The sequence below is a fragment of the Massilia orientalis genome, from assembly GCF_030411975.2.
In the GTDB taxonomy this organism is placed as follows: domain Bacteria; phylum Pseudomonadota; class Gammaproteobacteria; order Burkholderiales; family Burkholderiaceae_D; genus Telluria; species Telluria orientalis.
The window spans coordinates 331,767-343,902 of sequence record NZ_JASNRB020000009.1 but is presented as its reverse complement, the minus strand read 5'-3'; the positions used below and the strand labels follow the sequence as shown (position 1 = coordinate 343,902).

Below are 12,136 nucleotides of genomic sequence, written 5' to 3'. Positions count from 1 at the left end.
TGGCGTCCCCACGGGGATTCGAACCCCGGTACTCACCGTGAAAGGGTGATGTCCTAGGCCTCTAGACGATGGGGACCTGAACTTTGCTACTACGTATTCTTGGTGGAGGTAAGCGGGATCGAACCGCTGACCTCTTGCATGCCATGCAAGCGCTCTCCCAGCTGAGCTATACCCCCGCAGCGCTGAAGTGCGAGCATTATAGCGGACGCACTTGCATTACGCAAATAGTCATAGCCCGGCTTTCACTCGTGCGATCACCGTTTCGCGGCCGAACAATTCCAGCACCGCGTCGATGGCCGGCGTCTGCAGTTGACCCGTAACGAGAAGACGCAGCGGCATGGCCAGTTGCGGCATCTTGAGGCCGTGCGCGGCCAGCACTTCCTTCATCAGCGCGGACAGCGCGGGCTTGGTCCATTCCACGTCGCGCAGGCGCTCGACGAACTGGGCCAGCGCGGGACGCACGGCGTCGGTCAGGTGCTGGGTCAGCAGCGCCGCGTCCGGCTTCGGTTCGCGGTAGAACAGCATGGCGGCGTCGGCCAGTTCGTTGATCGTGTTGGTGCGCTCCTTCATCAGGCCCAGCACGGCGGCCAGCGGCGGCGCGCCGTCGAACACCGCGCCTTCGCGCGCCATCTTCGGAAGAGCGAGACCGGCCAGGCGCTCGTTGTCGGCCTGCTTGATATAGTGGTTGTTCAGCCAGCCCAGCTTTTCCGGATTGAACTGCGCGGCCGACGCGGTCAGGTGGTCGAGGTTGAACCACTCGGTGAACTGCTGCATCGAGAAGATCTCGTCGTCGCCGTGGCTCCAGCCCAGGCGCGCGAGATAGTTCAGCATCGCTTCCGGCAGATAGCCCTGCTCCGGGTATTCCATCACGCTGACGGCGCCGTGGCGCTTGGACAGCTTCTGGCCGTCCGGGCCGAGGATCATCGGCAGGTGGCCGTACTGCGGCAGTTCGGCGCCCAGCGCGCGCAAGATATTGATCTGGCGGGGCGTGTTGTTGACGTGGTCGTCGCCGCGCAGCACGTGCGTGATCTTCATGTCCCAGTCGTCGACGGCGACGCAGAAGTTATAGGTCGGCGTGCCGTCCGGACGGGCGATCACGAGGTCGTCCAGTTCCTTGTTGGCGATGGTGATCGGGCCCTTGACGACGTCGTGCCACGTGACTTCGCCGTCCAGCGGATTCTTGAAGCGCACGACGGGCTTGACGCCTTCCGGCACGGGCGGCAGCACCTTGCCCGGTTCCGGGCGCCAGGTGCCGTCGTAGCGCGGCTTTTCGCCGGCGGCGCGCATGCGCTCGCGCATCGCTTCCACTTCTTCCGGCGAGCAGTAGCACAGGTAGGCCGTGCCGGCTTCCAGCATGCCCTTCACCACCTCGCGGTAACGGTCCATGCGCTGCATCTGGTAGAACGGGCCTTCGTCGTGCGCGAGGCCCAGCCATTCCATCCCCTGCAGGATCGCCTGCACGGCTTCCGGCGTCGAGCGCTCCAGGTCGGTGTCTTCGATGCGCAGGACGAAGGTGCCGCCGAAATGGCGGGCATAAGCCCACGAATACAGCGCGGTGCGCGCGCCGCCGAGGTGGAGATAGCCGGTCGGGCTGGGAGCGAAACGGGTACGGACGGTCATGGTCGGATGCGAAGGGAACGCATGAATAGTAATGAAGCGGCTATTTTACCGCGAGGCCCGGCAATGGGGGGCGAGCGATCCTGCGACATGGTTACTCACGATGACTGAAAATTACTTTACAGAAATTAAAGTTTTGGCTACAGTCTCGTCCGGCTTTTCCATCTCATGCATATATCAACCTACCCATGACGAGCGACCCGAGCACCGCTGCCATTGCGCGCCTGCGCGGCGAATTCGTCTGCGCGGCGACGGAAGCCGGCTTCCTGCACGAGCAGGCGCCGACGATCCTGCGCGACCTGCGCCGCGCGCTGATCGTGTGCTCGCTGTTCTACCTGATGTTCAGCGTGGCCGACGTATTGGCGCTGGGCCTGCCGGGCGCCATCCCGTCCCTGCTCGCCCGCGCCGTCGTGCCGGTCTTCGCCTGGGCCGGCCTGCGCCATGCGCGCCGCGCCGCCACGCCCGTCAAGGCCGCGTACCGGGTGGCGAGCGTGTTCACATTGCTGGGGATGCTCACCTATATGTTCGTCGCGTGGCGCCGCCCGGCCGACACGCTGCTGCACGGCACGTCCGTCGGCCTCATGGCCGTGGTGATCCTGATCTTCATCCCGAACCGCCTGCGCACGTCGGTCGCCATCGCGCTGGGCTCCAGCCTCGTGTTCGTCGCGCTGGCGTGGATCCAGCACCTCGAAACGACGCGCCACCTCGTGTCGATGACGATGCTGGTCCTGTTCGCCAACGCCTTCGGCGCCGTCGCCGCGAACCGCCACGCGCGCCTGTGGCGCGAGCAATATCGCACGCGCCAGGTGCTGACGAATTTGTCCGTGCGCGATCCGCTGACCGGCTGCTACAACCGGCGCCACCTGAATGCGGCCCTGCTCGACGGCGAGATCGCCCGCGCGCGGCGCTACCGCTTGAGCCTGTCGCTGATCATGTGCGACCTGGACGGCTTCAAGGCCATCAACGACACGTACGGCCACCACGCGGGCGACGCGTTGCTGCGCCGCTTCGCCGACCTGTTACAGGCCATGACGCGCGAATCCATCGACACCGTCGTGCGCTACGGCGGCGAGGAATTCCTGATCATCCTGCCGGAGACCCGGCTGGACGGCGCCGTCGAACTGGCCGAGCGTGTCCGCGCCGCGTTCGCCGCCGAACGCATCCCGTACAACGACGCCGCGCTGGCCACGACCGCCAGCTTCGGTGTCGCCGGCGCCGACTTCGCGGCGCACCAGGCCATCACGCCGCAATCCCTGATCGCCGTCGCGGACGACCTGATGTACGACGCCAAGCGGGGCGGCCGCAACCAGGTGCGCGCACGCCAGGTCGAGACGGGTATCGCACGCGTGGCATAGAATCGCCCGGATGAGCGATTCTTCTTTACCCGATCTGCGCGCCCACTACGACGCCATGTGGGACCGCGCCTGGCCGGACGTCTCCCGCGGCGACGTCGAGTGCGACCTGCACCTGGCCGGCGGCCTCGATCCGCGCCGCGGCCTCACGCTGGTCGCGCGTCCCGACGCGGCGCTGGCGGCCCGCTTCGAAGCCGTGCAGGACGCCTTGCTCGCCGCCGACCCGCGCCAGTACCGGCAACCCCTTTCCGACCTGCACATGACGGTGCTGTCGCTGTTCACGGTCACGGAAGACTACGCATCGCACCTGGCCCGGCGCGCGGATTATGCGGCGGCCGCGCGCGCGGCACTGGAAGACCTGCCGGCGTTCGAGATCGGCTTCGAAGGCATCACGATCTCGCGCGGCGCCGTGCTGGCCAAGGGATTCCCGCGCGACGGCACACTGGAACGGCTGCGTGCGCGCCTGCGCGACGCGCTGCGCGCACGCGGGCTCGACGGGACACTGGACCAGCGCTACCGGCTCGTCACCGCGCATTCGACGGTGCTGCGCTTCGTCGCCCCGCCCGCCGATCCGGCGCGCCTGGCCGCAGTGCTGGCGGCGATGCGCGACGTGCCGCTCGGGACCATGCGGGCAAGCAGCCTGCAGCTCGTGATCAACGACTGGTATATGTCGAGCGCGGCGGTCGAACCGGTCGCGCCATTTACGCTGCGGCCGCCGTCCGACGCAACATGACGGTCTGTTCGCCGGTGGCGCGCGCCCGCAACTGGCCGCAGCCGCCGTCGACATCCTGCCCGGCCGAATCGCGCAACTTGGTCAGGATGCCCCGCTCGAACAGCCAGGCGGCGACCGACTGCGCCTTGTCCCAGTCGGGCCGGCGGAACGGCAGCCCGGGATTCGTGTTGTAGGGAATCATGTTCAGCACGGCATACTTGCCGCGCAAGAGGTCTACCAGGGCCTCGAGTTCGTCCGGCCCGTCGTTGACGCCGTCCAGCAAGGTCCACTGGTACTGGATCGGATAGCCGGTCAGGCGCGCATAGCGTTCGCCCTCGTCGACCAGTTCGCGCGCCGCGAAGCGCGGTGCGCGCGGCAGCAGGCGTGCGCGCAGGTCTGCCTTGGTCGTGTGCAGCGACAGTGCCAGCGCCGGTTTCACGCGGCCTTGCGGCAGGCGCTCGAACACGCGCGGATCGCCCACCGTCGAGAACACGAGGTTCTTGTGCGCGATATTGCCTTCGACGCCCAGCAGCTCGATGGCTTCCAGCACATTGTCGAGATTGTGCGCGGGCTCGCCCATGCCCATGAACACGACCTTCTTGACAGGCCGCAGGCGGCGCGCCAGCACGACCTGGGCAACGATCTCGCCGCTCGTCACCTGCCGGATCAGGCCACTTTGGCCCGTCATGCAGAACTGGCAGCCGACCGCGCACCCGACCTGGCTCGATACGCACACGCCGTCGCGCGGCAGCAGCACGGATTCCACAGTCTGGCCATCGGCGAGGCCGACCAGCAGGCGGGCCGAGCCGTCGTCCGCGGGGTGCGTGCTGATGACGCGGGCGAGCGCGTCCAGTTCGGCATCCAGCTGCGGCAGCGCTTCGCGCACGGGCTTCGGCAGGAAGTCGTCGGGACGGCGGCGGCCGCGGTCGTGGTCCATCACGCGGACCCAGTCGCGCAGCACGCGGTCTTCGTGCAGGGGCCGGGCGCCTAAAGTACGCAAATGCGCACGGATTGCTTCAATTCTCATGGTTTGCCCAAAAACGTCGTCCCCGCGAAGGTGGGACCCAAGTTCTGCACGCGCAGTCGAAACGCAAGCAAAATTGGATCCCCGCCTGCGCGGGGATGACGTGTCTATAGCGCGAGAACGACGTATATAGCGGTGGCGACTCAGTCATTCTTGACGACGATCGTCGGAAACTTCGCCGACATATCCTTCGACTGCTCCGCCACCTTCACGGCCACCTTGCGCGCGATCTCCTTATAGATCGCGGCGACGGCGCCATCCGGTTCCGCCACGACGGTCGGCGTACCGGAATCCGTCTGCTCGCGGATCGACAGCTGCAGCGGCAGCTTGCCGAGGAAGTCCACATGGAAGTCTTCGCACATCTTCTGGCCGCCGCCTTCGCCGAAGATCGCCTCGACGTGGCCGCAATTCGAGCAGATGTGGGTGCTCATGTTTTCCACGACGCCGACGATCGGGATGCCGACCTTCTCGAACATCTTGAGACCCTTGCGCGCGTCCAGCAGCGCGATGTCCTGCGGGGTCGTGACGATCACGGCGCCCGTCACCGGAACCTTTTGCGACAGCGTGAGCTGGATGTCGCCCGTACCTGGCGGCATGTCGACGACGAGGTAGTCGAGGTTCTTCCAGTTGGTCTGTTCCAGCAGCTGCTGCAGGGCTTGCGTGACCATCGGTCCGCGCCACACCATCGGCTCGTCCGGATCGATCAGGAAGCCGATCGACGACACCTGCACGCCGTGATTCTCCAGCGGCTCCATCGTCTTGCCGTCGAGGCTCTGCGGGCGGCCGTTCACGCCCAGCATCATCGGCTGCGACGGGCCGTAGATGTCGGCGTCCAGCAGGCCGACCGCGGCGCCCTCGGCGGCCAGCGCCAGCGCGAGGTTGACGGCCGTCGTCGACTTGCCGACGCCGCCCTTGCCGGACGCGACGGCGATGATGTTCTTCACGTTCGGCATCACCTTCAGGCCGCGCTGCACGGCGTGCGACAGGATCTTGCTCGTGACGTTGACGCTGGCGTTGTCCACGCCCGGAAGCTTGCGCAGCGCGTCGACGACGGCCGCGCGGATGCCCGCGACCTGGCTCTTCGCCGGATAGCCGAGCTCGATGTCGAGGGCGACGTTGCCGCCGTCGACCTGGATGTTCTTGACTGCCTTGGAGGTGACGAAATCTTTATGGGTGTTGGGATCGACGACAGCGGCCAGGGCGGCCTTGACGTCATCTACAGTGATGCTCATTGGGTTCTCCGGATGTGATGCGCAAGTTTAGCGCAAAACACGGTATCCCCTGTTGTCAGGCCGGCAAATGCACGGAGTACCCCCTGCGCGCTTGGGGTCATCCGCTGGTAAAATGCTTTTTTTCCTCGACAACCTCACCCTTCGACCATGACACGCAAGCTGTTCGTCACCACCGCCCTGCCCTACGCCAACGCTGCCTTTCACATCGGCCACATGATGGAATACATCCAGGCCGACATCTGGGTCCGCTTCCAGCGAATGCAGCGCGACGCCGGTGCGCAGCGCGTCGTGCACTTCGTCGGCGCCGACGACACGCACGGCACGCCGATCATGATCGCCGCGGAAAAGGAAGGCGTCACGCCGCAGGAATTCGTCGCGAAGATCGCGGCCGGCCGCGCGCAATACCTGGACGGCTTCCACATCGCGTTCGACAACTGGTACTCCACGGACTCGCCGGAAAACGTCGACCTGTCGCAGGGCATCTACCGCCGCCTGCGCGACAACGGCCTGATCACTACGAAGACCGTCGACCGCTTCTACGACACGGCCAAGGGCATGTTCCTGGCCGACCGCAACATCAAGGGCGAGTGCCCGGTCTGCCACGCGAAGGACCAGTACGGCGACAACTGCGAAGTCTGCGGCGCCGCCTACCAGCCGACCGAGCTGATCAACCCGTACTCCGTGTTCACGGGCTCGACGCCGATCCTGAAGCCGTCCGAACAATACTTCTTCAAGCTGTCCGACCCGCGCTGCTTCCAATTCCTGAAGGAGTGGCTGAACACGCCGGGCCGCCTGCAGCCGGAAATGGTCAACAAGGTCTCCGAATGGCTGGGCGAGAACGGCGAAAAGCTGGCCGACTGGGACATCTCGCGCGACGCGCCCTATTTCGGCATCCCGATCCCGGATGCGCCAGGTAAATTCTTCTACGTGTGGCTGGACGCGCCAGTCGGCTATCTCGCCAGCCTGAAGAATTACTTCGAAAAACAGGGCATCGATTACGAAGCGTTCCTGAACGATCCGTCCGCCGAGCAAGTGCACTTCATCGGCAAGGACATCGTGTCGTTCCACCTGCTGTTCTGGCCGGCGATGCTGAATTTCTCGGGCCACCCGATCATCGACAAGCTGAAGGTCAATGTCCACGGCCACCTGACCGTGAACAACGAGAAGATGTCGAAGTCGCGCGGCACGGGCATCTCGCCGCTGCGCTACCTGCAGCTGGGCATGAATCCGGAATGGCTGCGCTACTACCTCGCGTTCAAGCTGAACGCCCGGGTCGAAGACCTGGACTTCACGGGCGAGGACTTCGTCGCGCGCGTGAACAGCGACCTGATCGGCAAGTACGTGAACATCGCCAGCCGCTGCGCCGGCTTCATCGCCAAGCGCTTCGACGGCAAGCTGGCATCGACCTTGTCGGACGATGCGAAGAGCTGGATCGCGCGCGCCCTCAATGGCGAGAATGGTGAACGCCAGGCCGCCATCGCCGCGAACTTCGAGTCGCGCGAATTCGGCAAGGCGCTGCGTGAAATCATGGAAGTGGCCGATGTCGCCAACCGCTACGTCGACGAGAACAAGCCGTGGATCCTGGCCAAGGACGAGTCGAAGACGGCCGAGCTGCACGACGTGTGCACGACCGCGCTGATCCTGTTCCGCCAGCTGACGATCATGCTGTCGCCGGTGCTGCCGCACGTGGCCGCGCGCGTGCGTGAATTCCTCGGCGACGAGGCGTACTCGTGGCAAGACACCCAGGGCGAGGGCGTCTACGCCCCGCTGCTGGGCCGCACGATCGGTGCGTACAGCCACCTGATGCAGCGCGTGGATGCGAAGATGGTCGAGGACCTGTTCGACAAGCCCGCGCCGGCACCGGCCGCTGCCGCGCCCGCCGCCGCCGTCGAGACCGCCGCCGCCCCGGCCCCGGAAGCCTCCGACATCGAGGAACTGGCACCGGAAATCTCGATCGACGACTTCACGAAAATCGACCTGCGCGTGGCGAAGATCGTCAATTGTGAGCACGTCGAAGGCGCTGGCAAGCTGCTGCGCCTCACGCTGGACGTGGGCGAAGGCCGCTATCGTAATGTGTTCTCGGGTATCAAGTCGGCTTACCAGCCGGAGCAATTGATCGGCAAGCTGACGGTGCTCGTGGCCAACCTGGCGCCGCGCAAGATGAAGTTCGGGGTGTCGGAAGGCATGGTGCTGTGCGCGTCCGCGAAAGATGAAAAAGCGAATCCGGGCCTGTACCTGCTGGAACCGGTGAGCGGCGCCCAGCCGGGCATGCGGATCCGCTAAGCGGGCCGTGCCGGTGGCGCTAGTTGCTCTGCAGTGGCGCCATCAGCGAGCTCTTGTTGTCCTTGTAGTCCTTGCCGCCGATCTGGCTGACCATCTTTTCGGTGCGTTTGGCGGGAATGCGGCTGCCGGTGATCGGCGCGGCCGCGTCCGTCGTCGATGTGGATGCGGCGCCCGGCGCGGGCATGTCCGCGGCGGCGGGCTCATTCGTACTGGCGCACCCGGCCAGGATGAATGACAAGGCAGCGCAAGGCAGGACAGCTTTCATGGATCACCTGTACGGGAATAGGTTCAGGGAAAGATAAATACCTTGCCAGAATACTATCAATTCCCGCACGCGGGTAGCAGTATAATGCGCTGTTTTTAGAAAAAAATAGGACGCGAGCAATACCATCGACGTCCATCCTCCACACTTTAGAGTAGTAGCGACTAATATGACCGAATACAAAGCCCTGAGGCACATCCCGCAAGCGAATCTGTTCCGCCAAGGTGACGTCTTCGTCCTGTTCGGCGAACTGTTCGGCCGCGGCTATGCGAACGGCCTGATCGACGAGGCGCGCGCCGCCGGCATGACGATCCTCGGCATCACCGTCGGCCGCCGCAACGACGATGGCACCCTGCGCGCCCTGACGCCGGAAGAGCACGCGGAAGCGGAAGCCAAGCTGGGCGGCCGCATCGTGAATGTGCCCCTGATGGCCGGTTTCGACATGGACGCGCCCCCGGGCGAGCAGAATCCGACCGAGATGCTGTCCGGTATTACCCTCAAAAGCTGGCAAGAAGACAAGCTGGACTGGACCAAGATCGAAGCCTGCCGCACCGCAGGCGTGCAGCGCTTCACGCAGTCCGCGCAAGACGTCATGGCCGAGATCGACAAGCTGATCCCGGACGGCGCCAATGTGTTCTTCGCCCACACGATGGCCGGCGGCATCCCGAAGATCAAGGCCTTCCTGGCCATCGCCAACCGCATCTATAAAGGCCGCGGCGACCGCTTCATGTCGTCGCGCGCCCTGCTCGACAGCGACCTGGGCAAGCTGATCCTGATGAACTTCGACGAAGTGTCGGCGAACACGCTGAAATACCTGATCGATGCGTCCGCCGCCATCCGCGCGCGCGTGGAAGCCAAGGGCGGCCAGGTGCGCTACACGGCGTACGGCTACCACGGCACCGAGATCCTGATCGGCGGCGAGTACGTGTGGCAGACCTACACGAACTACACGCAGGGCTATGCCAAGATGCGCCTGGAGTCGATCGCCGAGGCCGCCTGGGCCCAGGGCGTCACCGCCACCGTGTTCAATTGCCCGGAAATCCGCACGAACTCGTCCGACATCTTCGTCGGCGTGGAACTGTCGCTGTTCCCGCTGCTGCTCGCCCTCAAGAAGGAAGGTGGCGGCGCGTGGGCGCAGGAGCAATGGGACATCTGCCAGGAACTGCTGGGCGAAGGCGTCTCGCTGCAATCGATCCTCGACAAGCTGGAAGCGTATCTGCAGACCGCCACCAGCACCTCGTTCCGCAACTTCGACGCCTGGCCGATGGACAACACGCCGGAACTGGCCGACCTGATGATCGGCACGTCCGACGAGATCACGTCGTTGCACACGGACAAGAAGGCGCTGATCACGGACCACCTGTCGGCCCTCGTGCTGGAAGGCACCGGCCCGCTGATGTTCCACGGCGCCGCCGAGAAGATCGCACCGGTGCTGTGGCTCAACCACGACATCATCGCCCGTCAACTGAATGCGCTGCACCAATAAGCGCTGACTCGCAGTATCATTCCTTGTTTTTATGATGCGGCGGCTCTCGATAAGCGAGGCCGCCGTTTGTACGACCTGCCTAGAAAAGCCATGAAACACATCCAGTACGAATCCGAGCACACCAAGTTCATCAAGGAACTGAAGGAAAAGACCCCGGGCATGGAAGAGCGCCAGCAGGCCGGCCGCTCGCTGCTGTGGGACAAAGCCCCGCTGTCGCTGGACGAGCAGCGCCGCATCGACGAGTCGCGCCTCCGCCAGCAGGCGTATCCGTACCAGACGAAGGTCTGACCTACCCGGTCTGACGCCCTCTCGATCATTCCCAGGCCGACGACGATGGTGCCCGAGCAGGCGACGCCCGGGGGGCGCGCCGATCCCGACACGGGCGACGGCACCACGGCCTCCCCTTCCGATCCCGCGAGTGTCGACGCCCACGTCGACAGCGCCATCGCACGCCTGTACGGCGAGCCGATGCTGCAGCTGCCCACCGACCTGTACATTCCGCCCGATGCGCTCGAGATCTTTCTTGATGCGTTCGAAGGTCCGCTCGACCTGCTGCTGTACCTGATCCGCAAGCAGAATTTCAATATCCTCGACATCCCGATGGCCCAGGTCACGTTGCAGTACCTGGAATACGTCGAGCAGATCCGCAAGAGCAACCTGGAGCTGGCGGCGGAATACCTGTTGATGGCCGCGATGCTCATCGAGATCAAGTCGCGCATGCTGTTGCCAAAGCGCGTCGACACGCTCGTCGAGGAAGCGGAAGACCCGCGTGCGGAACTGGTGCGGCGCCTGCTGGACTACGAGCAGATCAAGATCGCGGCCCAGCAGTTGGGTGCCCTGCCCCAGGAAGGCCGCGACTTCGTGCGCCCGCAGCTGCACATCGAGCAGGCGCTGGGGCCGGTCTGGCCGCAGGTCGACCCGCACGATCTGCAGCGCGCCTGGATGGACGTGCTGCGCCGCGCCAAGCTGACCCAGCACCACCGCATCGGCCGCGAGGAATTGTCCGTGCGCGAGCACATGTCGGCCATCCTGCGCACCTTGCAGTCGGCCCGCTTCGTCGAGTTCTCGGAACTGTTCGGCGGCCAGGCGAGCGTGCCCGTCGTCGTCGTGCATTTCGTCGCCATGCTCGAACTGGCGAAAGAAACCTTAATCGAAATAACCCAGGCCGAACCTTTCGCCCCCATCTATGTGCGGCTCGCCTATTCTCCCGCGTGACGCCATTACGAATCCGATACCATGAAAATCATCTCCACCATTGACGAACTGCGCGACCAGCTGCGCGGACAACTGCGCACCGCCTTCGTGCCAACGATGGGCAACCTGCACGAAGGTCATCTGTCGCTGATGCGCCTGGCGCGCCGCCACGGCGACCCGGTCGTCGCCTCGATCTTCGTCAACCGCCTGCAGTTCGGCCCGAACGAGGACTTCGACAAATACCCGCGCACGTTCGAAGCGGACGTTGCCAAGCTGGAGAAGGAAGGCGTGTACGTCCTGTTCGCGCCGACCGAAAGAGACCTGTATCCGGAGCCGCAGGAATACCGCGTGCAGCCGCCCGACGACCTGGGCAATATCCTGGAGGGAGAATTCCGCCCCGGCTTCTTCAACGGCGTGTGCACGGTCGTGACGAAGCTATTCTCCTGCGTGCAGCCGCGCGTGGCCGTGTTCGGCAAGAAGGATTACCAGCAGTTGATGATCGTCCGTAACATGGCGCGCCAATTCGCGCTGCCGACGGAAATCATCGGCGCCGAGACGTTCCGCGCGGAAGATGGCCTGGCGCTGTCGTCGCGCAACGGCTACCTGAGCACGGCGGAACGCACCGAAGCGCCGTTCCTGTACCAGACGCTGCAGTACGTGGCGGAACAGACCCGCGCCGGCCACGCCGACCTGGCCGCGCTGGAGCGCGACGCGATGGAACGCCTGGCCGCGCGCGGCTGGCAGCCCGACTACGTGTCGATCCGCAAGCGCATGAACCTGCAGGCGCCGGGCCGCGCGGAATATGAAGCGGGCGCACCGCTCGTCGTCCTGACGGCCGCCAAACTTGGTGCGACGCGTCTGATCGATAATCTCGAGATCTGACTCTAAAAATTACTTTGTTGCAAATATGTTGTAGGAATTGGCAACTCTTCTTGCTAGACTCGGAGTTTGGCTTTTTACCCAAACCACGTAAA

Annotated in this window: 11 protein-coding genes and 2 tRNA genes; 7 read left to right on the top strand and 6 right to left on the bottom strand. The window is 64.7% G+C overall.

What is annotated here, in order from left to right:
• From QPK29_RS17175 to gltX, 3 genes are all read right to left on the bottom strand, one after another.
• A tRNA-Glu gene (locus QPK29_RS17175) sits at positions 1-76 on the bottom strand.
• Positions 77-100: 24 nt separating this feature from the next.
• A tRNA-Ala gene (locus QPK29_RS17170) sits at positions 101-176 on the bottom strand.
• Between the two features lie 52 nt (positions 177-228).
• On the bottom strand, positions 229-1,620 hold the full coding sequence (gltX, locus tag QPK29_RS17165; RefSeq protein ID WP_371768188.1) for a glutamate--tRNA ligase: 1,392 nt from the start codon (positions 1,618-1,620) through the stop codon (positions 229-231).
• Positions 1,621-1,805: 185 nt separating this feature from the next.
• Between gltX and QPK29_RS17160 the strand changes: the two genes are divergently transcribed.
• Both QPK29_RS17160 and QPK29_RS17155 read left to right on the top strand, forming a co-directional pair.
• On the top strand, positions 1,806-2,972 hold the full coding sequence (locus tag QPK29_RS17160; protein ID WP_371768187.1) for a GGDEF domain-containing protein: 1,167 nt from the start codon (positions 1,806-1,808) through the stop codon (positions 2,970-2,972).
• 10 nt (positions 2,973-2,982) lie between these two features.
• Positions 2,983-3,702 carry a 2'-5' RNA ligase family protein gene (locus QPK29_RS17155; protein ID WP_371768186.1) on the top strand — a complete coding sequence of 240 codons (720 nt, stop codon included), beginning with the start codon at positions 2,983-2,985 and terminating at the stop codon, positions 3,700-3,702.
• Here the strand turns inward: QPK29_RS17155 and QPK29_RS17150 are convergent.
• Both QPK29_RS17150 and apbC read right to left on the bottom strand, forming a co-directional pair.
• Positions 3,671-4,708 (bottom strand): RNA methyltransferase, encoded by a 1,038-nt coding sequence (locus QPK29_RS17150; RefSeq protein WP_371768185.1) that lies wholly within the window; start codon positions 4,706-4,708, stop codon positions 3,671-3,673. The genes QPK29_RS17155 and QPK29_RS17150 overlap by 32 nt on opposite strands.
• A gap of 140 nt (positions 4,709-4,848) precedes the next feature.
• Entirely contained in the window at positions 4,849-5,937 is a 1,089-nt protein-coding gene (gene apbC / locus QPK29_RS17145; protein ID WP_056137242.1) for an iron-sulfur cluster carrier protein ApbC, read from the bottom strand.
• 147 nt (positions 5,938-6,084) lie between these two features.
• Here apbC and metG point away from each other — a divergent pair, with 147 nt between their 5' ends.
• Positions 6,085-8,220 carry a methionine--tRNA ligase gene (gene metG / locus QPK29_RS17140; protein WP_371768184.1) on the top strand — a complete coding sequence of 712 codons (2,136 nt, stop codon included), beginning with the start codon at positions 6,085-6,087 and terminating at the stop codon, positions 8,218-8,220.
• A 19-nt stretch (positions 8,221-8,239) separates the two neighbouring features.
• Here the strand turns inward: metG and QPK29_RS17135 are convergent, their stop codons facing one another.
• Positions 8,240-8,485 carry a hypothetical protein gene (locus QPK29_RS17135; RefSeq protein WP_156650961.1) on the bottom strand — a complete coding sequence of 82 codons (246 nt, stop codon included), beginning with the start codon at positions 8,483-8,485 and terminating at the stop codon, positions 8,240-8,242.
• Between the two features lie 166 nt (positions 8,486-8,651).
• Between QPK29_RS17135 and QPK29_RS17130 the strand changes: the two genes are divergently transcribed.
• From QPK29_RS17130 to panC, 4 genes are all read left to right on the top strand, one after another.
• Positions 8,652-9,968 (top strand): enoyl ACP reductase FabMG family protein, encoded by a 1,317-nt coding sequence (locus QPK29_RS17130; RefSeq protein WP_371768183.1) that lies wholly within the window; start codon positions 8,652-8,654, stop codon positions 9,966-9,968.
• Positions 9,969-10,058: 90 nt separating this feature from the next.
• A complete protein-coding gene (locus tag QPK29_RS17125; RefSeq protein ID WP_056137239.1) occupies positions 10,059-10,256 on the top strand; it encodes a DUF3460 family protein in 198 nt (65 codons plus the stop codon).
• Positions 10,257-10,301: 45 nt separating this feature from the next.
• Positions 10,302-11,183, top strand: a complete 882-nt coding sequence (locus QPK29_RS17120) for a segregation and condensation protein A (RefSeq protein ID WP_056137238.1) — start codon at positions 10,302-10,304, stop codon at positions 11,181-11,183.
• 21 nt (positions 11,184-11,204) lie between these two features.
• Positions 11,205-12,044 (top strand): pantoate--beta-alanine ligase, encoded by an 840-nt coding sequence (gene panC, locus QPK29_RS17115; RefSeq protein ID WP_371768182.1) that lies wholly within the window; start codon positions 11,205-11,207, stop codon positions 12,042-12,044.
• Positions 12,045-12,136 lie beyond the last annotated feature (92 nt).